20 protein-coding genes are annotated in these 24,449 nt (G+C 40.2%); 2 read left to right on the top strand and 18 right to left on the bottom strand.

Annotated features, from left to right (window positions below; all coding sequences use genetic code 11):
- Positions 1 to 66 precede the first annotated feature (66 nt).
- The 9 genes from CD03_RS0121580 to CD03_RS0121540 form a co-directional block, all read right to left on the bottom strand.
- Entirely contained in the window at positions 67 to 1,161 is a 1,095-nt protein-coding gene (locus tag CD03_RS0121580; RefSeq protein WP_052377908.1) for a Gfo/Idh/MocA family protein, read from the bottom strand.
- 158 nt (positions 1,162 to 1,319) lie between these two features.
- Positions 1,320 to 2,372 (bottom strand): sugar ABC transporter substrate-binding protein, encoded by a 1,053-nt coding sequence (locus CD03_RS0121575; protein ID WP_027295417.1) that lies wholly within the window; start codon positions 2,370 to 2,372, stop codon positions 1,320 to 1,322.
- A 96-nt stretch (positions 2,373 to 2,468) separates the two neighbouring features.
- Entirely contained in the window at positions 2,469 to 3,947 is a 1,479-nt protein-coding gene (locus CD03_RS0121570) for a sugar ABC transporter ATP-binding protein (protein ID WP_027295416.1), read from the bottom strand.
- Between the two features lie 24 nt (positions 3,948 to 3,971).
- Positions 3,972 to 4,949 carry an ABC transporter permease gene (locus tag CD03_RS0121565; RefSeq protein WP_052377907.1) on the bottom strand — a complete coding sequence of 326 codons (978 nt, stop codon included), beginning with the start codon at positions 4,947 to 4,949 and terminating at the stop codon, positions 3,972 to 3,974.
- An 11-nt stretch (positions 4,950 to 4,960) separates the two neighbouring features.
- Positions 4,961 to 5,917, bottom strand: a complete 957-nt coding sequence (locus CD03_RS0121560) for a 6-phosphogluconolactonase (protein ID WP_044289579.1) — start codon at positions 5,915 to 5,917, stop codon at positions 4,961 to 4,963.
- Between the two features lie 60 nt (positions 5,918 to 5,977).
- The gene (locus CD03_RS0121555) at positions 5,978 to 6,685 is read right to left on the bottom strand and encodes a PIG-L deacetylase family protein (RefSeq protein ID WP_027295413.1); all 708 of its coding nucleotides are present in this window, start codon (positions 6,683 to 6,685) and stop codon (positions 5,978 to 5,980) included.
- Between the two features lie 405 nt (positions 6,686 to 7,090).
- On the bottom strand, positions 7,091 to 8,101 hold the full coding sequence (locus CD03_RS0121550) for a Gfo/Idh/MocA family protein (protein ID WP_027295412.1): 1,011 nt from the start codon (positions 8,099 to 8,101) through the stop codon (positions 7,091 to 7,093).
- Positions 8,094 to 9,113, bottom strand: a complete 1,020-nt coding sequence (locus CD03_RS0121545) for a Gfo/Idh/MocA family protein (RefSeq protein ID WP_027295411.1) — start codon at positions 9,111 to 9,113, stop codon at positions 8,094 to 8,096. The genes CD03_RS0121550 and CD03_RS0121545 overlap by 8 nt, the downstream gene beginning before the upstream one ends.
- Positions 9,114 to 9,116: 3 nt before the next feature.
- Positions 9,117 to 9,956: a sugar phosphate isomerase/epimerase family protein gene (locus CD03_RS0121540; RefSeq protein ID WP_027295410.1), complete on the bottom strand. Its 840-nt coding sequence runs from the start codon at positions 9,954 to 9,956 to the stop codon at positions 9,117 to 9,119.
- A gap of 166 nt (positions 9,957 to 10,122) precedes the next feature.
- On the opposite strand from CD03_RS0121540, the gene CD03_RS0121535 reads away from it, so the two are divergent.
- Positions 10,123 to 11,007, top strand: a complete 885-nt coding sequence (locus CD03_RS0121535; RefSeq protein WP_027295409.1) for an AraC family transcriptional regulator — start codon at positions 10,123 to 10,125, stop codon at positions 11,005 to 11,007.
- A 171-nt stretch (positions 11,008 to 11,178) separates the two neighbouring features.
- Positions 11,179 to 12,030, top strand: coding sequence for a sugar phosphate isomerase/epimerase family protein (locus CD03_RS0121530; RefSeq protein ID WP_052377906.1), 852 nt, complete (start codon positions 11,179 to 11,181; stop codon positions 12,028 to 12,030).
- Between the two features lie 8 nt (positions 12,031 to 12,038).
- On the opposite strand, the gene CD03_RS0121525 is transcribed toward CD03_RS0121530, so the two are convergent.
- The 9 genes from CD03_RS0121525 to dnaA all read right to left on the bottom strand — a co-directional run bounded on the left by CD03_RS0121525 (position 12,039) and on the right by dnaA (position 24,081).
- On the bottom strand, positions 12,039 to 12,968 hold the full coding sequence (locus tag CD03_RS0121525; RefSeq protein ID WP_027295407.1) for a class II fructose-bisphosphate aldolase: 930 nt from the start codon (positions 12,966 to 12,968) through the stop codon (positions 12,039 to 12,041).
- Positions 12,969 to 13,120: 152 nt separating this feature from the next.
- Positions 13,121 to 13,849, bottom strand: coding sequence for a type 1 glutamine amidotransferase (locus tag CD03_RS0121520; protein ID WP_027295406.1), 729 nt, complete (start codon positions 13,847 to 13,849; stop codon positions 13,121 to 13,123).
- Positions 13,850 to 13,892: 43 nt separating this feature from the next.
- A complete protein-coding gene (locus CD03_RS0121515; RefSeq protein WP_027295405.1) occupies positions 13,893 to 15,227 on the bottom strand; it encodes a MurT ligase domain-containing protein in 1,335 nt (444 codons plus the stop codon).
- 35 nt (positions 15,228 to 15,262) lie between these two features.
- Positions 15,263 to 17,944: a DNA gyrase subunit A gene (gene gyrA, locus CD03_RS34320; RefSeq protein ID WP_044289577.1), complete on the bottom strand. Its 2,682-nt coding sequence runs from the start codon at positions 17,942 to 17,944 to the stop codon at positions 15,263 to 15,265.
- A 13-nt stretch (positions 17,945 to 17,957) separates the two neighbouring features.
- Entirely contained in the window at positions 17,958 to 19,883 is a 1,926-nt protein-coding gene (gene gyrB / locus CD03_RS0121505) for a DNA topoisomerase (ATP-hydrolyzing) subunit B (RefSeq protein ID WP_027295404.1), read from the bottom strand.
- A gap of 39 nt (positions 19,884 to 19,922) precedes the next feature.
- Complete coding sequence (recF, locus tag CD03_RS0121500) at positions 19,923 to 21,002, bottom strand: DNA replication/repair protein RecF (protein WP_027295403.1); 1,080 nt, start codon at positions 21,000 to 21,002, stop codon at positions 19,923 to 19,925.
- Positions 21,003 to 21,013: 11 nt separating this feature from the next.
- Positions 21,014 to 21,223: an RNA-binding S4 domain-containing protein gene (locus CD03_RS0121495; RefSeq protein ID WP_027295402.1), complete on the bottom strand. Its 210-nt coding sequence runs from the start codon at positions 21,221 to 21,223 to the stop codon at positions 21,014 to 21,016.
- A gap of 13 nt (positions 21,224 to 21,236) precedes the next feature.
- Positions 21,237 to 22,340, bottom strand: a complete 1,104-nt coding sequence (dnaN, locus tag CD03_RS0121490) for a DNA polymerase III subunit beta (RefSeq protein WP_027295401.1) — start codon at positions 22,338 to 22,340, stop codon at positions 21,237 to 21,239.
- A 391-nt stretch (positions 22,341 to 22,731) separates the two neighbouring features.
- Entirely contained in the window at positions 22,732 to 24,081 is a 1,350-nt protein-coding gene (dnaA, locus tag CD03_RS0121485) for a chromosomal replication initiator protein DnaA (RefSeq protein WP_027295400.1), read from the bottom strand.
- Positions 24,082 to 24,449 lie beyond the last annotated feature (368 nt).

Raw genomic sequence — 24,449 nt, 5'->3', positions numbered from 1 at the left:
GGGATTTGAGCTTTATGGACTACTAGATATTAAGAAGGAAAAGCAAATTCCTTTTCCTTCTTAATTTTAAAGATAGATCACCCTTTCTTCTTTTGCTGACTCATATACAGCATCGATAATTTTCATCGTATCATAAGCGTCTTCCATCGTGGTTCTGGGTTCTTTTCCTGTAAGTATACATTCCGAAAACTCGCTCAGCTGCTTTGCATACATATTTACCTGCTCAAACTCCATGGTCACGGCTTCTGCCTGCTTATTCCTAACCTGGCTACTCTCATACCCCTTATCTTCCTGCTCGATGTATACTTTTATATCTCCGCAACCATCCTGTCCAATCGTGCCATTTGCAATAATACTTCCTTTTGTACCATAGATTTCCAGAAAGCATTTTGCAGCCTGATCCGGTATATTAAAATAGGCATCAATATAACAGGTCGCACCTTTTTTCATCTTCAGCATAAAGGAAGCAGAGTCTTCTACCGGATAAGAAAAACTTTTATTTTCAATTATTCCCACTGTTTTCTTAGCCCGGTCATCCATCAGATATTTCATAAGGTCTATACAATGGATTCCCATATCCATAAGTGCTCCACCACCGGAAATCGCCGGATTCTGACGCCAATTTCCCTCCATAGGCGGAAACCAGCAGGTTAACTGACCTCTGCAGGAAACAATTTCCCCCAGATCTTTGTGACCTATCATCTCTTTTATCTTCTGATGTCCATCATGAAAACGCATAACCATTGCCACACCGGCACAGACATTTTTTGTTTTGGCACACTCCATAATTTCTTTTGCGGCAGATGCATGAATTCCAAGCGGTTTTTCAATTAACAGATGTTTTCCTGCCTCTAAAATTTTAATTGCCTGTTCTTTATGAAATAGTACCGGAGACGCAATATATACCGCGTCTATATCTGCATTTCTCAGCATATCATCTATGTTGCCATATACATCCGGAATATCGTATTCCTTCATCAGATCAATCATTCCGTTGGTATTGGTATCCATGACTGCCTGAATGGATGCATTTGATATTTCATTAATAGCAGGAATCGTCCTTCTTCTTGCTATTCCACCCGCTCCTACAATCCCCCATCTTACAATATCTTTCATTTTTATACCCAATGCATATTGCCGGCTTACCTGCAATACCGCCACATTTAAAAGGTTGAAAAAATCAAATCGTGGCTTCCTTTCTATCTCATAATTTTCTCTCAACCCTATTACTTTCATCACTCACAGAGAGTCGCTCACTTTAACAATCAAATGCAAATAAGGCTCTTTAACCGGCGTACAGATAAAGAGCCTTACAAACACTATTTACTCAGATATTCATTGATGTTATCCGTAGTTACCAAATCCAGATCAATATTAACAACTTTCGGAATATCTGTCTTTCCTGCAAAATAGTCATCCATAACTTGATAAGTAGCCTTTACCAGTTTGCTTGGAGATACTGCTACTGTACCCTGATAATTCGAATCATTTGCTTTTAATGCATCAAATGGTTCTGTACCATAAGCACCCATAGAATAGCATTTTGTTGTAGTATTATTCAGTGCCTGCAATGCTGATACCGCTCCCCATGCGCCATTGTCCTGACCCGATACTACAAAGTCAATATTTTCTTTAATATTAGTAATAATATTTGCCGCTTTTTCACGGTTTCCTTCGTATTCCTGTTCTGCTACATAAGTAATATCCAGATCCTTTAAAGCATCCTTTACACCTTTTATTCTATCTGCAATGTTGACCGGACTTGCCATAGTTAAAACTGCAATGTTGGCTTTTCCGCCATGGTCCTTTTCGATTAATCCGTGGAGATATTCACCGATCAAAGTACCTGTTTCATAACTGTCCCAGGATACATAGGAGACAATGCCTTCATAAGTAGTTGCAGAATCAAATACTACAATAGGGATTCCCGCCTGTGTAGCCTTTTCCAATGCCGGAATAATACCTTCAGGACTTGCCGGATCAACTGCAATCAGGTCATACTGCTGGGTAATAAAATTCTCAATTTGTTTAACCTGTGTCTCATTATCCAGATTTCCATCCTGGATATTTACCTCATAACCGAAATCTGCTGCCTGCTTATTAAATTCCTGATCCACAGCTGCACACCATTCATCACCTTTATATACCAGGCTGATTCCAATTCTTTTCTTTTCCCCATTATCAGCAGCTTTTGCCGTCTCTTTCTGGGTTTCCGCTGTTGTCTCCCCGGCTGCAGCTGTGGTTTCTTTTGCTGCTCCTTCCGTAGCTTTCGTTGTCTGATTTTCATTTCCACTGCTGCATCCAGCCAGCATAGCAGCACTCATAGAAGCTGTACATAATAAAGCCATTACCTTCTTCATCATTTTACTCATATTTTTCCTCCTTGGTTTAAAACCCCTCCGACAGTTTTTAAATTCGTGATCTGTCCGGACCCTTTGATTGCCACTCTCCTTTACAATGGAAAACAGCTAAACACATAGTGACATAATTTTTTCCTGGGAAAGTTCTTCCCTTGACAGTTCTCCCACGAGCCTGCCCTCGTGAATAATGATTACCCTATCACTCATACCAATGATTTCCGGTAATTCTGAGGAAATCATAATCACGCTCTTTCCACTCTTCACAAGCTGGTTAATCAGCCTGTAAATCTCAGATTTGGCTCCTACATCAATTCCCCTTGTAGGTTCATCCAATATAATAATTTCACTGTCCTGCAGCAGCCATTTGGCAATTACCACCTTTTGCTGGTTTCCGCCACTGAGGTACTGAACCTCCGTGCTGATCTCCGGTGTAGACACATTAAGTTTTTTCACATATTCATGGGATATTTTTTTAACCAGTCTATTTCGGATCAAGCCCTTTTCAATGACACTTTTGCGATTTACCATACAGATATTTTCACTGACTGAGAAAATCTGTACCAGCCCCTGCTTTTTCCGATCCTCCGGCACAAGGCCAAACCCCCGCTGTATTGCATGTTTAAAGTTTTTGTTTACAATCTGTTTCCCTTTAAAAATTACCGTTCCAGAAGTAGTCTTATCGATTCCCAAAATTGCCTTCATAATTTCAGTTCTTCCTGATCCAACAAGACCTGATACTCCAAGTACTTCTCCTTTTTTAAGTTTAAAGGAAACATCTCTGAATACTCCCTCCCTGGTCAAATGCTCCACTTCCAGGATTGGTTCCCCAATTTTAATAATTTCTTTGGGATATTCCATTCCCATATCCCTGCCTACCATAAGACTGATTAATTCCTGCCTTTTCACCCCTTCTAAAGACATGGTTTTAATATGCTTTCCATCCCGCAAAACTGTTACATTCTGGCATATATTGAAGATTTCATCCATTTTATGAGAAATATAAATAATCGTAACGCCTTTCTTAACCAGTTTATCAATGATTTCAAATAGAATATCCAGCTCTTTATCGGTAAGTACTGCGGATGGCTCATCCATAACAAGCACTTTACAGTCATAATTCATAGCTTTGCAGATTTCTACAATCTGCTTTTTAGCGACGGATAAATTGTCTACTGTCTCATTCTCATCCAGATCTACACCAAGATCATCCAACATCTGTCTTGCACGTTTCTTCATGCCTGACCAGTCAACCATTCCCTTTGCCATCTTTAAGCGTCCAAGAAAAATGTTTTCTGCAACGGTTAATGTCTCTGCCAGTTTTAGTTCCTGATGGACTACACTGATTCCATACTCTTTTGCAGCATATGGATTTTTAACAGCAAACTTTTTACCTTCAAAAATCACTTCTCCCTGATAATGTACATTAATACCTGCCAATACTTTAATTAACGTAGATTTGCCGGCACCATTTTCACCTACCAGTGCATGTATTATACCGCGCTCAATTTCAAAACTGACATCATCCAGAGCTTTCACACCCGGAAACTCCTGCGTAATATGTTTTAATTCAAGTATGATATCTTTCAATGTAAACCCCCTCCTTTTGGCGTATTAATGCTTTCTCCTGTTACGGAATACATCCAGGCCGATTGCAATAATCAGTACGACGCCTTTTAATACGTCCTGCCAGAACGGATCTACATTCAACATTGTCATTCCATTAAAGAATGTAATCAGGAAAATAGAACCAAACATAGCCCCAATAATTTTTCCTTTTCCACCTGCCAGACTGACCCCTCCAATGGCAGCAGATATGTAAGCATCAAACTCATAAAGGTTTCCATTGGTAATTGCTGCGGAATTTAACCTGCTGGTAAGCACAACACCGGAGACAGCAGCCAAAAGCCCTGCTATTGCAAAAGATAAAAATATAACCATTTTCGTATTAATTCCCGAATAGAAAGCTGCTTCCGTTCCGCCTCCTACCGCATACACATTTCTTCCAAACTTTGTTTTCCGCATAATAAATGAAAATAATATGTACAAAAGAATCATTATGACAACACAAATAGGAATTGCTGCAATGTATCCTCTTCCAATAAAGGAAATTTCATTTGGCAGATTAGCAATAGGCGTAGCATTAGTGATAATTTTTGCCAGACCTTTACAAACATTCTGAAGACCCAGTGTGGCAATAAATGCCGGTAATTTACAATAAGCCACAAGTGCACCATTTGCCGCCCCAATTGCAAAACCTAAAATCAAAGCAACAACAATAGCAAGATAGGGATTAAAGCTTAAAAACTTCATTGTATACGCAAATACACAGCCTGTCAGACAGACATTATACCCCAGTGATAAATCCACCTGTCCCGTAATCATCAAAAGTGCCTGACCAATCGCTACAATTCCAACTGTAGAAGACTGCAGCAAAATATTTGCAAAGTTTGATCCGCTGAAGAAATAAGGCGAAGCAATGGAAAAGACAATTCCAATTAACAATATGGCAACCAGGGACATATAATCCTTTGAGAATTTTGCCAGAATTTCCATAATATTTTTTCCATGTGAATTACTTTTTGCACCCATATATCTCCTCCTTAATTACATTCTGCTACCAATGGCCCGGCCAATTCCTCCAGATAAAGGAGTGTTCCGGGAACTGTAGGAATATAAGAAGAAGTAACCCATCTTGAAGGTCCATAACGCAGAGTCATCCACAGAGACATTCCCTGCCATTGCATTCCTCTTGTAAATGCACCGTCTGCTCCTCCGATCATCCTGTCAGACTGAAGGAATAAACCGGGTCCAATGGTATTAGCCGTACATGGCACAAGGGATGTCCTGCTCTTAAAGCTGGTAATGGCATTCTGTTCAATTGTCAATGGATGAAGTAATGCACCTTTCCTGTAGCATTGTTCTTTCCAGTCATCATCTGTATCAAACTCCGCTGCAAAATGCGGTTCCCAGAATGCAATATGACACATCCTTCCAATACCGTAAACTGTTACAAGTCTTGCTCCCTGCTCTTTTAAACATTTGATTTTCTCAGGATATGCAGGCAGATTTTCCCGTGTTGCAAAATTCCTGTGGGATTCAGGTACGGTTAATTCTCCCAATGGATTATAAAATGCATGTTCCATTGCATACTGAAAGGAACCCGGATCCGTGCTGTCCAGCGTATTGCCTTCTTTATCAGCCCATTCGTCCATATTAAAACAATACAGATGGTCACAGGAGACATTCCATCTCTTTAGATAATAGACGATCCATTCATACATACCCATAGGCCCAACCGGTAAAATCAGTGCCAGTGTCTGTCCTTTTTCTTTTGACTCCCTAATCTCCAGGGCAATTTCATGTCCCAGTTTTACATTGAATTCTTCCACCGATTTACAAGCTGCGATATCAAAATCCGGATTCCAGAAATCCTGTCGTTCTGCAATGTCCTTCGGGCTATGGCTGCAGCACTCATCAATCTTCTCCATATCCCATCCCTTTGGATAAAATCCTTCTAATAAACTTCCCCCAACTGTTTCGTTAAAATTAATCTTCATAAGATCCTGTCCTTTCTTCCATTACATGGTTTTTGCTAATGTTTTTGCCGCTAACGTCTATTATGGCAGTAACTGTTTTGTGGTCATCCTTGGATAGACGGTACACGGCCGATACCCTTCTGCATATGCAACCCCGCACTGATACCCCCTGTATCTGGAGCAGGTCCTCACCATATCCAGAAAGTCAATTCCGTCATGTTCCAGCATCCATTTAATCTGTGATTCATGGCACTCCAGAGCTTTTAACTTTCTGTCTATCTGTTTGGTAACATCTACATAATGCGTAGGAATAAAATCTACCCCCGCCAGTGTATCCATAAAATAAATAGGCACAAATTCATTAAATGCCGCATATTGCACGGACTTATGTGCCAGTGTTGCAATAAAACTGCTGTTAAATGCAAGTCTGCTTGTCTCTATATGATCCTGCATATAATCCATATCATTATGAGTTATAATCACATCCGGTTTGACAAATCTAACAATATCTGCAAGCGCATCCACAGCTTCATAATCAAACCGGTTTACCAATATATCTCCAATATCCAGATTAAATACTTTTTTTACTCCCAGTACCTCTCCGGCACTTTCCGATTCCACCGCCCTCAGATTTGCTAATGGTTCCGGTAAAATTTCCACATGTCCCATATTTCCATTTGCTACATGGCACATATAAACATCTGCGCCCTGATCCACGTATTTTGCAAGTGTACCTCCACATGCAATTTCCAAATCATCCGGATGGCACCCCACCGCCAAAACATTCATCTTAGTTCCTCCTGTCTTATATTTATTAAATCATTTTTATTTATAATTCCTTTCCCTTATCTTATTTTTATATAATATTCTATATTTTATCTATTGTCAATACATTTTTAAAATAATTTTATAATATTATTCCGTCGTATCATCTAAAATATGCTTATTAATTTCCATATTTATACACATTTTAACCATGCGTAACACTGATTTCTATCCATATCTTCTGTTTTCGAGAAATCAATAGTGATTTAATAAATCATTTTTAATATATGTATTTATTCATCAAAAATAAAAAAAATAAGATAAACGTAAATTAAACAAACATAAAATCAGGATAAACAAAAATATAAAAGCAGCAAAAACAGTCAGGACCGATATCTGTCCTGTCTGTTTCCGCTGCTCCCCTACAACTTACATACTATCCCCTGCAACCTGCTCCTGTGCCCTTAGGCATACTTCAAAGCTTTCATATACCTCATCTATGGTAGGTACAGCATCACAACCGGTTTCAATCATTTTTACCAGATGGTCAAACTGAAGCCCCGTTGGCTTTCTCTGACATTGTACATTAATCATTTCATATACTTTTTCCGGATATTTATAATACTCAATTAAATCCCCTTCCTCCTGATGGGTCTGTCTGTCTTTTCTGTAAATAATGCGGATACTCCCCCTGGGACCTGAAAATTCTTTTAGATTATCGGCAGACAGCGTATTACTCCATCCTGCCTCATAGTACCCTGCGGACCCATCTTTTAATTCTATCATCATCATTCCATAGTTAAAGCTTCCCTCTGGGAGGTCCGGTTCTGTTCTGGCACCGGAGGCAGCTATTTTCTTTACGTCAGAACCGGTAAACCATTTTATAATATCTACATAATGCACACCGCAGTCCAAAAGGGGAGATGCTTCACCAAGCATCCTTTTATACTTTTCCCAATCCATTGTATGGTGGTTCTGCACCATTCGAAATGCAATCGGTTTTCCAACTGCCCCATTCTGAATCATCTGCGCCACTTTCTGATATGTGGCATTATGACGGAGGATATGCCCGATTAATACCTTGCATTCCGGGTGCTCCTTTACCTGACGCAGAAACTCTTTTCCCTCCACCCGGCTCCCTGCAATTGGTTTCTCACAGAGAACATGTTTATGATTTTTAAGACAGAGAGACAGCAGTTCTAAATGAGTGCTGGGGTAAGTCGCAATTATTACAATGTCCACTGCCTTATCCTCAATGCATTCCATAGGATTGCTGCTGGTCAGATGTGCTCCGTACTTTTTTTGAAACAGCTCTGCTTTTTTCCTGTCCAGGTCACAGACATATTCAATCCTCACATTTGTTTTATAATAAATATTGCTGATATGAGCCTCTCCCATATGTCCGCAGCCAATCAGGGCTACCCCATATGTTTTATCCATTGACAATCATCCCTCCGACTTCTTCAATTTCCTTTAACACCAGCTCCACTGATTTCACAGATTCTGCTAAAGTAGCAATAGTCAGCGGCTCTGAAGCTTTAATCCGATCCGTAAAATATTTAAGCTCATTGTAATATCCGCCAAGTGAGGATACATTTCCACCAATATCATTTTCACTTTCAAACTCTTTCTCAAGCTCCGGAACAATTCTTCCTCCATCCTTCGGGTAGACCACCAGGGAAGGGCTGGCAGCAGAAGAAAATACAGCCGTAGCTTCCTCAAATTTAATGCGGTAGTACATTTCAAACGGAAAAGCTTCCGGATAATCCCAGCATGCCTCAATAGTAACCGGAAGATTCCCATAATCATAAGATGCAAATATCTGCTGTATCATTCCTGTCCCATCTCTGGATACGCTTGCCTGCATTTTTTTTGGATCTCCCAGTAAGTATCTTACATAGTCTACATCGTGAATATGCATATCCATGGCTACCGTCCCACTGCATTCTGCTTTTTGCAGCCATCCTTCCCATGCCCAGGTTGGTGCAGGACTGACTCTCTTAAATACAGCAGAGCATACTTTTCCATAAACATTTTTACTCACGGTCTCTTTCAGCCATGCATACTCACTCCAGAGACGAATGCACTTTCCTACCATAACGGGAGCCTTTGTCTCCTCCTCCAGTTTTAATAAAAGATCCATTTCCTCTTTTTTCATACATACCGGTTTTTCAACAAACACAGCCTTTCCTTTTTTCATTGCGGCTGCTGCATATTCTGCATGCATGTACGTAGGGAGACAGATATCAATGGCATCCACATCCCCATCTGCAATTAATTCCATACCATCCCCATATACCTTTGCCTGAAATGCTTCTGCTGCCTTCACTGCATACTCCTGACGTATATCAGCAACTGCCGCAATCATTACCCCTTCTCCAACCAGAGCCTTATAACATGCTGCATGCATGCTTCCCATATATCCTGCTCCTATTAATCCGATTTTTAACATGACCTACTCCTTTCTGAATATGCGTTCCATCGACGCTGATGTATTATAGATAATCTGATCGCTATACTGGCTATAGGGAGGCAGCATTTCCGCAGTACACCATCCGTCATATCCTATTTTCTCAAATGCCTGCATAACCCCCTTCCAGTCTACATCCCCAGCCAACAGATCCACAAACCCGCAAAGTCCCCCGGCTTCTCTCCTGTAATCCTTAAAATGAACCTTTTTAATTCTGTCTCCCAGAATTTTTATCCAATGTTCCGGATATCCGTTAAATACTACATTTCCCACATCAAAATAAGATCCTACAAACGGGCTGTCTATCTGATCTATAAATGTTCTCATTTCAAGGGGGGATACTAAAAATTTATTCCATACATTTTCAATTCCAACTTGAATCTCATATTCTTCCGCTACTGCTTTCAGCTTTTGAAATGCTGCCAAAGCTCTCTCATAAGCAGTATCATAGGGTATTACCTCGCGTTCCTTCATAAAATCCACGCCTACGGCTCCCGGAATAATTAACACTGAATCAGCTCCAAGAATCTTGGCTGTCCTTATCTGGCAGACTGCAATCTCGTATGCCTTTTTCCTTTCATCTTCTACATTTGACGTAAAAGAATAATCCCAATAAAGTCCGCTTGCTACACTGTGAATCTGTATTCCACTGTCTGCTGCTTCTTTTTTGATTAACAGCAGCTGTTCTTCGGATGTATCCAATGCCACATCCCCGTTACTGTCAAGCGCCAGCTCAATCCCCTGAAATCCTGCCTTAAAAGCAAGATTGATACACTTTCGAACATCACTTTCCTGAAATGACCAGATACTAATAGATTTCTTCAAAATAATATTCTCCTTTCCTGAATCTCATATTTTCTGTTTACAACCTTGCAAAATCCATATATAATTCTTATAAACCTAATTATAAATCATTTTTAAAAATATACCTTACCATAATCGTCACTGTTTTTATACTATTAGCTCAGGCACTATAGAAAAGAGGGATTTGTTGGTACAATATAACAAATATGAGTTAAAAACCGTAGTATCCATTTCGGCGCTTATTAATATCTCTTACTACAAACTTCCGAAAAACTTTTTATTTTCAGGGGAAAGCCATGACTTCTGGGAATTTATTTATGCAGACCAGGGTGAACTTGTAATTACAGCCGGTGAAAGGCGTTATTTACTAAAGGCTGGTGAACTTGCTTTTCATCAGCCGGGAGAGTTTCATAAATTTCAGGAAACGGGACACGGGGGCTCAAATGTCATTGTAGTATCCTTTGTATGTGACAGCCCCTGCATGGAAAATTTCAGGCATAAAATTCTTTTTTTAAACCAAAGCGAAAAACAATGCCTTCATAATGTGGTTAATGAATCGGAACTTTCTTATGAATCATTTGAAAAAGCTCCTCCCAATATCAACATGAAAAAGAAAGCCAGTGCTCCTTTTGGCAGTGACCAGCTGTTAAAAACAAGCCTTGAACAGCTGATTATCTGTATCTACCGGCACGGCGACAGCATTGGGATACGGGAACGCTGTATCCGGTCAAATGAACTGCAAAATCATGCAGCAGCTGTAAAACAAATCAGTTCATTACTGGAAACAAAGTACCAGGAAAAATTAACATTGGAAAAACTGGCTGAAATTGCCGGAATCAGCATCTCCCAGTTAAAAAGAATTTTTAAAGAACAGACCGGATACTCCGTTATATCCTACCTGACCAGAATTCGGATTGGCGAAGCAAAAAGACTGATTCAGGAGAGTAATTATACCTTTACACAGATTGCAGAAAAAACAGGATTTGACAATATCTATTATTTTTCCAGACGCTTTAAAGAAATTACCGGAATTACACCCTCTGAATATGCACTGTCCTTAAAGAACTGGTAACTGCCTGTAAAATGTCACTACTTATTCTGTAATATATTCTGTAATACATTCCGTACACATTCAGATACAGATAATTTTGAAACAGGTTCATGTATTCCAGCAAACTGCATACCGCTATTCCTATTTTGAGGTATACAAGCTTCTGGAATCCAATCAGAAATGGAGGTTACTATGAATCAAATCGGCGTTATGCTGGAATCATTTCACACGGACATTTTATCAGCTATTGCACTTGCCGCAAAATGCGGGGCGGACGGAGTCCAGTTTTACGGAGGCACAGGAATATCAGACTGCGACAATTTAAGTACAGGAGAAAAACTAAACATTCGTAAACAGCTGCAAAAATCCGGGTTAACTGTCAGTGCTGTATGCGCTGACCTGGGGGGACACGGATTTGCAAACGAATCCGATAATCCGCAGCGTATCCAAAAGACCAAAAGAATTATGCAGTGGACAAAAGAACTGGACTGCTCCATAATTACCACACACTTAGGGGTGATTCCAAATGAAAAAAATAAGACCTGGCATACCCTTTCCGATGCCTGTAAGCGCCTGAATGAACTTGGGGAAGCCTGTGAGATCAGCGTTGCACTGGAAACGGGTTCCGAAACTGTCCCTGACTTAAAACAGTTCTTAACGGATATTAACTGTCCCCACATTGCAGTTAACTATGATCCTGCCAACCTGGTAATGGTTACGGGAGATGATCCCTGCATGGGTGTACTTCAATTACATGATAAAATCGTGCATGTTCATGTAAAAGACGGCATCATGCTGAAGAAAACAGATCCGGCATTTATTTACAACTATTTTGCAGAGGGTGGAATTGAGGACTTCCGGCTCAGCGATTATTTTTTAGAAACTCCTCTTGGAAAGGGTTCGGTTGATATACCAAAATGGATAAAAACATTGAAAAGTATTTCCTATAAGGGTTTTTACACCATAGAAAGAGAGACACATTTAGAGGATTGCTTTTTAGAAATCTCTTCCTGTGTCTCCCTTGTAAGATCTTTACTTAAATAATTAGGGATCTATTTTTTATACTGCGCCATTACTTCTTTCACTACCTGTTCAATCAGCGCATGAATATCTGCTTTATTACTATAGACCTGTCCCACAGACCCGAACAATTCCATTTTCTTTCGGACCTCCATCTTAACTGCCTGCACCGCTGCAGGCACCAGGTCTATAATCCCTTTTTCCATATACTCAAATGCCCGGAACTCTGCTTCTACAGCTGCAATATTAATGTCCGTAAATATATTAACCTTGCTGATTCCGCAATTAATTGCCTTCTTAAAATCTTCATCCTTCAGTCCCGAACCGCCATGCAGCACCAGGGGAACATCAATGGTATTCGCAATTGTTTTAATACGTTCAAAATCCAGTTTTGGAGGAAGCTTATAGGCACCATGCGCCGTTCCTACGGCAATTGCCAGAGCATCTACTCCTGTCTTATCTACAAAATCTTTAGCCTGTGCCGGATCTGTATAGAATTTACTCGGGTCCTCCATGTGGGAACTGCCTTCATGTGAGCCCTCATTATCTCCTACATGTCCCAGTTCACCTTCAATAGTAGCTCCGTAAGAGTGGGCAATATCCGCCATTTCTCTCACCTTCTCTACATTTTCATCATAACTGTCCGTAGAGCAGTCATACATAATCGATGAAAATCCCAGATCTAAAGCTTTCAGACAGGCATCTTTTGTCAGTCCATGATCAAAATGGATGACAACAGGCACTTTTGCCTTTTTAGCCATAGGAATTAAAAAATATGACAACTCTTCCATTGGACCATAAGGAAGCAGAACCTCTGCGGTCCCCATAATAACCGGAGATCCTGTCTCTTCAGCCGCTGCAATAATCCCCCTTGCCAACTCCAGCGTAACTGCATTGAACAAACCAACTGCATATTTGCCCTTTTTTGCCGGATACAATACATCATTTAAGTTTGCTAACATTTTACCCTCTCCTATTCCTGATGCGCATTACATCGTTATTGTAAAATCTTTTTATTAATTATAGATTAAAAACAACAGAAAGTCAAACAAAAAGTAACAAAACAAAGAAAAAACAGGACTGTTTTCATACAGTCCTGTCAAAATCCCAATTGTTAATTTCCTCTTTTTGCAAACCGGTTTACAATATACTGATTTGCTTCCATTTCCTGCGTATCATCCAACGGCTCCAACTCTACAATTTCCCCATATCTGCGTTCCAGTGCCCTGGAAATGAGGTAGTCACAAAGTTTGGGATTCTTGGGCAGCAGCGGACCATGCAGATAAGTGCCGATCACATTTTTATAAATCACGCCTTCGTATCCCGTCTCTCCGTTATTTCCGGATCCATAGAGTACTTTACCCAAAGGCTTGTTTTTATTAATAAATGTCCTGCCTCCATGATTTTCAAATCCCACAATCGGAGTATCGAACAATTCACTTTTAATAACAATATTCTGAATCAGGCGGTCCCTTCCCTGCTCTGTATGCAGGTCTACCAGTCCCAGCCCCTCTATATTCCCGGCATCCGTCATATAATAATTGCCCAGAAGCTGGTATCCGCCGCAGATTGCAATTACTACGCCGTTATCTTCTACATAATTCTTAAAATCGCTGCGGATCGTTTTCAGCTTTTCACATACCAGCATCTGCTCCCGGTCGGAACCTCCGCCCAGAAGGACAATATCCAGCCTGGAAAAATCGATCTCATCTTCAAGCTGATATTCAATTGTCTCTGCTTCAATTCCACGCCATTCACAGCGTTTCATCATGCATTGGATATTACCTCTGTCCCCGTAGAGATTCAACAAATCCGGATAAAGATGTCCAATAATGATCTTCATGCTTTCCTCCCAATGAATAGCGTAAGCAAGCTTGCACTATATTCTAACCTTGTTCCAGCTTCTTCAAAATATTGCGGGTACTGTAAAGCGCCGTATAGTTAACCAGCACATACAGATTGCCTGTCCCATTCTTTATGCGTTCCTGAATCGCTTTTTCTACATCCGGTTCCAGCGCAGATGGAATATCCACGTATTTCAGCCTCAGCCTCATATCCTGGCAGCGGATGCCGCTCACTGTAATGGAGTTGACATCTGTATCCTTAAACCGGTCAAAATCCACGTCCCAGAGCCATGAGATATCGATGCCATCCTGATCATTATCATTGATCAGAATAATCACATCTTTTTTTGTCTCATCTTCCATGACCGCTGAAATATTCTGATTAAACCCTGCCGGGTTCTTCGCCAGGTTCAGCATAATATGCGTTCCGTCAATCTCAAATTGCTCCATACGGCCATTTTGAGGGTTGAACCTATATAAGACATCATTGAAGTGTTTTAAATCCATTTCTGCGGTCCTGGCGGCCGTATACGCGGCTAAAATATTGTAGATGTTATAGAATCCTCTGTAGTTGGCTGTTATATGCCTGCCTTCCACATCAAAAGCCAGTTTTCCGCCTGCGTATATATTGGATGCATCAAAATCCGGATCCGGTCGTTTAAATCCACAGGATGGGCATTCATAATCTCCAAGCTGGCTGTAATGGTAAAAGTGGTAAACCAGCTTTTCTCCGCATTTTTTACAGAATCTTCCTTCCCTGATCTCATTGACACTGGATTCTTCGAAAACCTGTTCACTGATTCCGTAAGTCACATAAGCGTTACCGCTTTCCATAGCCAGGTATGCCGACAGGGCATCATCTGCATTTACGATAACAGTCATGTCCGGTGCCATATGCATGGCATCTTTCAGCAGATTCATGGTAATATCAATTTCTCCATACCGGTCCAGCTGATCCCGGAACAGGTTGGTAAGAACCATATAATCCGGTTTAAAGTGAGGTAAAATCCGCACGGTAGATGCTTCATCTATCTCAATGCAGGCATAGTCAGCATCCAGATGTCCGTTCATACCTGCCGAAAGTACAAAAGCCGAGACTACACCATTTAACATATTTGAGCCCGTATGATTGCAGACTACTTTTTTCTTTTCTGCCTCAATGGCAGAACACAGCAGATTATTTGTTGTTGTTTTCCCATTGGTTCCGCAGACAACAAATACTTTTTCCCTTACCTCACCTGCCAGCTCTGTCAAAATCTTAGGGTCCAGCTTCAGGGCTATCTGCCCTGCAAGCGTAACTCCCTGTTTTCCGGTTAACCTGCATGCAAATCCAATAAACTTTGCACTCCAGACTGCAAGCAATCTGCGTATATTCATAATGTGCCTCCAATTACTAAAAAGAGTACTGCTTATTACTCGTCCTGTCCATCCTGTAATTCTTCTTCAGAACCGTTCTCATGCGCTTCCTGCTCTTCTTTTTCCTTTTCTTCTAATGCACGCTCTACCAGACTGTCAATTGAAGAATCAGATGCTTCTGCCTCCTCTTCCGGAGCTGTATCACCTGCTGTTACAACTTCACCATCCAAAGATTCTTCTTCCAGCAATTCTTCTTCCAGCGATTTCAGCATATCTTCTTCTGTCTGGTTAGAACTTTCCCTTACCTTTGCAATGCTGGCAACCATAATGTCATTATCCACATCCATGTTAATCAGCTTCACGCCGGAAGTTACGCGTCCCAGAACAGAAATGTCACCGCACATCATACGGATTACAATACCTTCTGTACTGATTATCATAATCTCATTTTCTTTATTAACGGCCTTAACACCGATAACATTACCTGTTTTTTCCATGATCTTATAGCACTTCACACCTTTACCGCCTCTGTTCTGTGCCGTAAATTCATTCATATGGGTAAGCTTGCCCATACCTTTTTCAGAAACTATCATCAGGTATTCACCCTGGGTATTCAGCTGCATTCCAATTACTTCATCTCCGTGGGACAGGCTCATTCCGATAACACCCATAGAAGTTCTTCCGGTGCTTCTTACATCTGTCTCATGAAAACGGATACACTGTCCGTATTTCGTAACAAGAATAATATCTTTCTCGTTATTTGTAGTTTTAACCTCAATCAGTTCATCCTCTTCACGAAGACTGATCGCAGCAAGTCCTGTTTTTCTGACATTTGCATAATCCCTGATCGGTGTCTTTTTCACAATACCATTCTTAGTTGCCATAAACAGATATCTGCCCGCCTTATATTCCTTAATCGGGATCATAGCGGTAATCTTCTCTCCAGGCGCCAGCTGCAGTAGGTTAATAATAGCCGTACCTCTTGCGGTTCTGCTGGATTCCGGAATTTCATAAGCTTTCAGACGGTATACTTTTCCGGTATTCGTAAAGAACATCAGATAGTGATGGGTAGATGTCATCAGCAGATCCTCGATATAATCATCATCGATGGTCTGCATTCCCTTAATCCCTTTCCCGCCTCTGTTCTGGCTCTTAAAGTTATCGATGGTCATACGTTTAATATAACCCAATTTTGTCATTGCTATCACGACATTTGTTCTTGGAATAAGGTCTTCCATCGAGATATCAAATTCGTCAAAACCAATAGAAGTCCTTCTCTCATCCCCAAACTTATCGCGAATGATAATAATTTCCTCACGGATTACTCCAAGTAAGAGGTTTCTGTCAGCCAGGATAGACTTTAAGTAAGTAATACGTTCCATTAATTCCTTGAATTCATTTTCCAGCTTTTCTCTTTCCAGACCTGTCAGAGCACGCAGCCTCATATCTACGATAGCCTGCGCCTGCACATCTGATAAACCAAATCGCTCAATTAATCCTTCTTTTGCAATCTGAGCATTCTTTGATGCACGGATAATACGGATTACCTCATCAATATTGTCAAGAGCAATCAGTAATCCCTGTAAAATATGGGCACGTTCTTCTGCCTTATTCAGTTCATACTGGGTTCTTCTGGTAACGACTTCTTCCTGGTGCTGGATATAGTAGTGCAGCATCTGAAGGATGTTCATAACCTTTGGCTCATTATTTACAAGTGCAAGCATAATTACACCGAAAGTATCCTGCAGCTGTGTATGCTTGTATAATTGATTCAGAAGAACATTGGCATTCACATCACGGCGAAGCTCAATGTTAATACGCATACCTTCCCTGTTTGACTCATCGGTAATATTTGTAATACCGTCAACTTTTTTATCTCTGACCAGATCAGCAATTTTCTCAATTAATCTTGCTTTATTTACCATGTACGGTAATTCACTGACAATGATTCTGCTCTTACCATTTGGCATAGATTCGATATCGGTAACTGCACGGACGCGGATTTTTCCCCGTCCAGTCCGATAAGCTTCTTCTATCCCCTTTGTACCCAGAATCTGGGCTCCCGTAGGAAAGTCCGGACCTTTTACAATTTCCAGTATTTCATCAATTTCCGTATCGCGGCTCTCTTCAATGCGGTTGTCAATCATTTTGATTACTGCATTTACAATCTCTTTCAGATTGTGAGGCGGAATATTGGTAGCCATACCAACGGCGATACCTGAGGTTCCATTTACCAGAAGATTGGGATATCTGGCAGGAAGAACCGCCGGTTCTCTCTCCGTCTCGTCAAAGTTCGGTACAAAATCTACCGTATTTTTATTAATATCAGCCAACATTTCCATGGAAATCTTGCTGAGACGTGCTTCTGTATAACGCATGGCAGCTGCGCCGTCACCGTCCACGGAACCAAAGTTCCCATGACCGTCAACCAGCGGATAACGGGTGGACCATTCCTGTTCCATATTTACCAATGCGCCATAGATAGAGCTGTCACCATGAGGGTGATACTTACCCATGGTATCACCGACAATACGCGCACATTTTCTATGCGGCTTGTCAGGACCATTATTTAATTCGATCATAGAATACAGAACTCTACGCTGAACAGGCTTTAACCCGTCTCTTACATCAGGAAGTGCACGGGCGGCAATAACGCTCATGGCATAGTCGATGTAGGATTTCTCCATTGTTTTCTTTAGATCAACATCATGTACCTTATCAAAAATATTGTCTTCCAACGACTTTCTCCTCCTAAATGTCCAGATTTTCTACATATTTAGCATTTTCTTCAATAAATTCACGACGCGGCTCTACCTGGTCTCCCATTAAGGTCGTAAAGGTAATATCCAGTTCCGACGATGCTTCTTCATCCATCGTAACCCGAAGTAAAATCCTGCTCTCCGGATCCATAGTTGTCTCCCAGAGCTGTTCCGCATCCATTTCTCCAAGTCCTTTGTAACGCTGTATCTTATTACTCTGGTCTCTGCCGACTTCTGTCAGAATTGAATTTAATTCTTCATCGCTGTAAGCATACCACACTTTTTTGTTTTTCTCCAGCTTATAAAGTGGCGGCTGTGCCAGATACACATGTCCCTCTTTAATCAGATCAGGCATAAAACGATACATAAAGGTTAATAATAACGTACTAATATGGGCACCGTCAACATCGGCATCGGTCATAATAATAATTTTATGGTATCTCAGTTTCGATATATCAAAATCATCGTGGATACCTGTACCAAACGCTGTAATCATCGCTTTAATTTCAGCGTTTGCATAAATTTTATCCAGTCTTGCCTTTTCCACGTTCAGTATTTTTCCACGCAGGGGAAGAATTGCCTGGGTACTTCTGCTTCTTGCCGTTTTTGCAGAACCACCCGCGGAATCTCCCTCGACAATGTAGATTTCACAGTTTTTCGGATCCTTATCCGAGCAATCCGCCAGTTTACCCGGAAGAGACATTCCGTCAAGGGCTGATTTTCTTCTTGTTAAATCACGGGCTTTTCTTGCCGCATCCCTTGCCCTCTGAGCCATAATTGATTTTTCCAGAATCATCTTCGCGATCTGTGGATGCTGTTCCAGGTAAATCATAAGCTGTTCAGAAACCACATTATCTACAGCTCCTCTTGCTTCACTGTTTCCAAGTTTCTGTTTCGTCTGTCCTTCAAACTGCGGATCCCCAATCTTAATACTGATAATTGCCGTGATACCTTCTCTGATATCCTCACCAACCAAAGACTCACTGTCCTTAATCAGTTTATTGGTTCTTGCATAATCATTAAATGTTTTGGTAAGCGCACTCTTAAATCCAGTCAGATGGGTACCGCCTTCCGGAGTAGTAATGTTATTTACAAAACTGTATGCCCCTTCCGTATAACCGTCATTATGCTGCATCGCGACTTCTACATACACATCGTCCCTGGTGCCTTCACAATAAATTATATCCGGGTAGAGCGGATTTTTACCCTTGTTCAGATAAGAAACAAATTCCTTGATTCCGCCTTCGTAGTGGAAAATCTTCTCCACCGGCTCCTCGTTTCTCTCATCTCTTAAGATAATCCTGATATTCTTTGTCAGGAATGCCATTTCCCGAAGTCTCTGCTTCAGTGTATTAAAATCATAAACCGTTTCTTCGAAAATTTCTTTATCCGGAAGGAAGGTAACCATGGTTCCTGTCTTCTCCGGATCACATTCTCCGATCACTTTTAGTTTATATACAACTTTACCTCTTTCATAACGCTGTCTGTAGATCTTACCCTCACTGTAGATTGTAACCTCCAGATTTTCCGACAAAGCATTAACGACAGAAGCACCTACCCCGTGAAGACCACCGGATACTTTATAGCCGCCGCCGCCGAATTTACCACCTGCATGAAGAATCGTAAATACTACTTCTACTGCCGGAAGTCCTGATTTATGATTGATTCCTACCGGGATACCGCGGCCATTATCGATTACCGTTATGGAATTGTCTTTATTAATGGTCACCTGAATTGTGTCGCAGTATCCTGCAAGTGCTTCATCCACTGCATTATCTACAATTTCATATACCAGATGGTGAAGTCCGCGGATCGATGTACTTCCAATGTACATACCAGGTCTTTTCCGGACTGCTTCCAACCCCTCTAAAATTTGTATTTGATCTGCGCCATATTCTGAATTTAATTCTGTACCCATAAGAATCCTCCTGTTTTCGCTGCTGCGTATTTACACATGTTATTCATAGACGATACCGTCCACCACATGAAATACTTTATTAATCTTAAATTGATTCTCTATAAAATCATCGATACCCGTACAGGTGATCAATGTTTGAATATCATGAATGCTGTCTAACAGATAGTGTTGCCTGTTACTGTCCAGTTCAGACAAGACATCATCCAGCAATAAAATTGGTGTATCTTTGATTTCCTGCTTCACCAGCTCAATTTCAGCCAGCTTTAAAGATAAAGCAGCTGTTCTCTGCTGCCCCTGGGAGCCAAACCTGCGGATATCCACATCCTGGATTTTAAAACACAGATCATCTCTGTGGGGACCGGTCATGGTCATCCTCATCTTCAGATCTTTATCCCTGCCTCGTCTCAGCTGTTCTTCGAAAGATTCAGCCGGAACGTTTTTCTCATAATCCACAATTAAATCTTCCCTGTCTCCCGAAAGTTTTTTATGGATGCCTGCAATGATTCCATTCAGACGCTCTACAAATAACTGACGTTCCTCGATTACTTTGCAGCCGTACTGAACCATCTGCTGGTCCCAGATATCCAGGGTATCCAGGTATTCCGGATGAAAGGCAATATCTTTGAGCAGTTTATTTCTCTGATTCACTATTTTATTATAATTTGATAACTGAAACAAATATAATTTATTTAACTGACATAGCTCCATGTCAATAAAACGCCTTCTCTCAGAAGGACCGTTTTTAATAATATTAAGATCCTCCGGTGAGAAAAATACCAGGTTCACAATTCCAAAGAGTTCGCTGGCTTTCCGTATCGGTATACCGTTAATCGCAATTCCCTTTGTCCTGTTCTTCTTTAAATGCATGTCTATCTTATAAGCACTGCCGTTTTTATTCAGCCTCATACGAATATGAGATTCATCCTCATGAAACTGGATGATTTCACGATCCTTGCTTCCCTTGTGGGATTTGGTAGTCCCACAGAGATACACTGCTTCTAAAATATTCGTCTTACCCTGCGCATTATCACCATAGAAAATATTCGTACCACTATCAAACTTTAATTTTAAGGAATTATAATTTCTAAATTTCTCAAGTTTAATAGATTCAATAATCATGTCAGCACCAACTATTTTACAATTTTTATCGTTTCTCCATCGAAGTCCACTACATCATTCTCATGTAACTTTTTTCCCCGCTGGTATTCCACTTCGCCATTCACTTTCACAAGTCCGTCCTGGATTACTACTTTCGCAACCACTCCGGAATCTACCAGCCCGGCAGCCTTTAATGCCTGACCCAGTTTGATATAATCATCTCTTAACTTAATCGTTTCCATGATGCCCTTTCCTCTAAACCGTAAAATTAACCGGAAGAATCAAATAGATATATGTTTCTTTCTCGTCTTTAATAAAACAGGGTGCTTTCGGATTCACCAGATACAGGGTAACATTCTCATCGTCAATGACACGAAGTGAATCAATTAAGAATCTTGGGTTGAATCCAATCAGGATATCCTTCCCTTCTTTCGTAATATCAATTTCTTCATCCATCGAACCGATCTGGGAATTGATTTTCAGTTCCATAGCATCATCACTGATCTGGATGATAATCGGCTTCTTGTCACTTTCCTTTACAAGAAGAGTAGCACGATCGATACAATCAAGCAATTCTTTTTTATTTATTTCTACTTTTGTCTCATAATCACTGGAGAGCATCTGCTCTATCCGGAAGTACTCGCCTTCAATCAGACGGGATACAACGGTTGTCTGGTCAAACTCAAATACAATATGATTATTTGTAAAGAACAGACGTACTTCATCTTCCACTTCTCCTGATAAAATCTTGCTCACTTCCGTGAGTGTCTTTCCAGGAACGACAACCTTCTTATGGCCGTAGGTATCCTTTAATTCGATTTTCCGAATCGATATTCGATGACCATCTAATGATACAACTTTCAGTTCATTTTCATTAATTTCAAATAATTCCCCGGTCATCATTTTATTATTTTCATTCGCTGCAATGGAAAAAATCGTCTGACGAATTACTTCCTTCAAAGTGAACTGGGACAGGGCAATGGAATCATTTTTTTCTACATAAGGTAAATAAGAAAAATCTTCACCCGATTTTCCGGAGATATTAAACTTAGCTTTTTCACAGGTAATCGTTGCCTGTAATTTTGCATCTGTTTCAATAACAATATCATTTTCCGGTAATTTTCGAATAATTTCAGAAAAAATCTTTGCATCCAGTGCAATAATACCCTTTTCTAAGATATCACCGGTCACTTTTGTTTCAATTCCAAGTTCCATATCATTAGAAGTTAATTTAATTTCATTGGCTGATGCATCTATTAAGATACATTCCAGTATTGGCATCGTTGTTTTAGAAGGAACAGCTTTCATAACGATGTTAACGCTTTTTAGTAAATCTGATTTTGAGCAGACAATCTTCATAATGTGGGTAACTCCTTTCGAGCCCGCTATATAATAAATTATTAAGAGAATCAGTAGTCTTAACCTTAGGGGCTGTTAGTTTGTGAATAAGTCTGAAGAGGCCGTGTGCATAAGCCTCCCGTAAATTAATAAGTATGTGAAAAAGTCTCTGAAATTAAAGTATAAAAATCAGGTTATCAACAGAGCCCCTTAAAAATGATTATTATACACACATTCAATGCTGGTTTTCAACAAAATCGTGTGGATTGTTTGTTAAGGGAAAAATCTTCTGCCAATACCCATATTTTTTTATTATTTAAATCCCGGTGTAAGGTATTCATATTGATAGCTCCTGCATATTGCAGGCCTGCCTTAATAAGTAGTGTAAAGCGATTTTATTTCACACTTATCCTCAATTGGGATTAATTTTTTTCTTTATGATTTCCACCGTATTACGGACATTTTCCGATTTTGCCATTTCATTGTTAATATTCTTGCAGCCGTGAATGATGGTAGTATGATCCTTCTTGCCCATAATATTTCCAATGGTTTTTAATGGAGTATCTGTCATTTCGCGGCAGAGGAACATAGCAATCTGGCGTGGAAATACAATTTCCGAGTTACGTTTGTTGCCTTTTAGATCTTCAGGCCTTAGATGAAAATGCTCCGCAACGATATCTATGATCAATTCCGGGGTAATTTCCCTGTTTTCATCCGGTGAAATAATATCTTTTAAGGCTTCTTCTGCCAATCCCACTGTAATTTCGCGTTTTTCGAGATTGCTGAAAGCCATCAATTTGTTCAATGCTCCTTCCAGCTCACGGATATTGGACTTGATGTTTGTGGCAATATATTTGATTACGTCATCATCGATCTGATAACCGTCCAGCTCCTCTTTTTTTCGAAGAATAGCCATTCTTGTTTCATAATCCGGCGAGGAAATATCAGCGATCAGGCCCCATTCAAACCGGGATCTAAGCCTTCCTTCCAAAGTCTGGATTTCTTTTGGCGGTTTATCGGAGGAGATGATAATCTGTTTTTTGGATCCGTGAAGATCATTAAACGTATGGAAAAATTCTTCCTGGGTAGATTCTTTTCCTATAATAAACTGGATATCGTCGATGAGCAGTACGTCGATATTCCGGTATTTTTCACGAAATTTTGTCATTGCAGTATTATTTCCGTTACGAATCGCTTCAATCAATTCGTTTGTAAAGGACTCACTTGTTACGTATAATACCTTGGACAGCGGATTTCTTTCTAATATAAAGTGGGCAATAGAGTGCATTAAATGGGTTTTTCCAAGTCCAACACCTCCATATATAAAGAGGGGGTTGTACATTTCGCCGGGTGATTCCGCAACAGCCAGTGATGCAGCATGGGCAAAATTGTTGTTTCCACCAACTACAAAAGTGTCGAAAGTATATTTAGGATTCAAATTGGCTTTTTCCAGATTTTCATTTAAAGTAGAGGCAGGCGGCATTGATTTCTCTATCGTTTTCGCTTGTTCAGGTAAAATAAATTCTATATTATAATCCAGTCCCGTGATTTCGGCGACCGCTACTTTAATAGGAAGTGTATACTTCTTACTTATATAATTAAGCCCCATCTGCTCTGATGGAACCAAGATTATAATCGTGCTGTTTTCTATACTGTGGACCTTTAATGGTTTTATCCAGGTATTAAAGGAAACATCCGATAATTCGTGTTCTAGTTTTACTGTATACAGTATTTCATCCCATTTTTCTATTATGATGTCCATGTTAACGACTCCTTAAATATATTCTTCCGTTTTTCGCATTGGTAAAAATCCGCTTATTTCCTGGTGTTTATCCAAAAACAATACAAATTTGTACTATGTGGATGAGCCTCCAGAAAAACACAACAATAAATGATTGCAGCTAAATGTTATCCACAACCATTTATTTAAAGATAGATTTCCTTATCTAATTCTAAACTAAATTAATCAATTTAGCAATCAAAAATTTTGGAAATAACATTTTGTGAACATATTTATCCACTTTCATCCAAAAATTTCGACATCGTTGTGAATAACCAAATCCACAAATCCACATAGAATACAGGCTTTATTTACGGGGGATGTCCTGAAAAATCAAAGTTTTTCACATT

The sequence above is a fragment of the Robinsoniella sp. KNHs210 genome (genome assembly GCF_000686105.1).
Classification (GTDB): Bacteria; Bacillota; Clostridia; order Lachnospirales; family Lachnospiraceae; genus Robinsoniella; species Robinsoniella peoriensis.
The sequence above is the reverse complement of the archived record's forward strand: the minus strand, read 5'-3'. Positions and strand labels throughout refer to the sequence as shown.

Coding starts and splice junctions, on each gene's coding strand:
- CD03_RS0121515 (WP_027295405.1), bottom strand. CDS start 15,227: ATGAATATACGCAGATTGCTTGCAGTCTGGAGTGCAAAGTTTATTGGA.
- CD03_RS0121560 (WP_044289579.1), bottom strand. CDS start 5,917: ATGAAGATTAATTTTAACGAAACAGTTGGGGGAAGTTTATTAGAAGGA.
- CD03_RS0121575 (WP_027295417.1), bottom strand. CDS start 2,372: ATGAGTAAAATGATGAAGAAGGTAATGGCTTTATTATGTACAGCTTCT.
- CD03_RS0121550 (WP_027295412.1), bottom strand. CDS start 8,101: ATGGATAAAACATATGGGGTAGCCCTGATTGGCTGCGGACATATGGGA.
- dnaA (WP_027295400.1), bottom strand. CDS start 24,081: ATGGACATCATAATAGAAAAATGGGATGAAATACTGTATACAGTAAAA.
- CD03_RS0121555 (WP_027295413.1), bottom strand. CDS start 6,685: ATGAATGTTTTGGCGGTGGGGTGCCATCCGGATGATTTGGAAATTGCA.
- CD03_RS0121545 (WP_027295411.1), bottom strand. CDS start 9,113: ATGTTAAAAATCGGATTAATAGGAGCAGGATATATGGGAAGCATGCAT.
- CD03_RS0121525 (WP_027295407.1), bottom strand. CDS start 12,968: ATGTTAGCAAACTTAAATGATGTATTGTATCCGGCAAAAAAGGGCAAA.
- CD03_RS0121565 (WP_052377907.1), bottom strand. CDS start 4,949: ATGGGTGCAAAAAGTAATTCACATGGAAAAAATATTATGGAAATTCTG.
- CD03_RS0121530 (WP_052377906.1), top strand. CDS start 11,179: ATGAATCAAATCGGCGTTATGCTGGAATCATTTCACACGGACATTTTA.
- CD03_RS0121495 (WP_027295402.1), bottom strand. CDS start 21,223: ATGGAAACGATTAAGTTAAGAGATGATTATATCAAACTGGGTCAGGCA.
- CD03_RS0121520 (WP_027295406.1), bottom strand. CDS start 13,849: ATGAAGATCATTATTGGACATCTTTATCCGGATTTGTTGAATCTCTAC.
- gyrB (WP_027295404.1), bottom strand. CDS start 19,883: ATGGGTACAGAATTAAATTCAGAATATGGCGCAGATCAAATACAAATT.
- dnaN (WP_027295401.1), bottom strand. CDS start 22,340: ATGAAGATTGTCTGCTCAAAATCAGATTTACTAAAAAGCGTTAACATC.
- recF (WP_027295403.1), bottom strand. CDS start 21,002: ATGATTATTGAATCTATTAAACTTGAGAAATTTAGAAATTATAATTCC.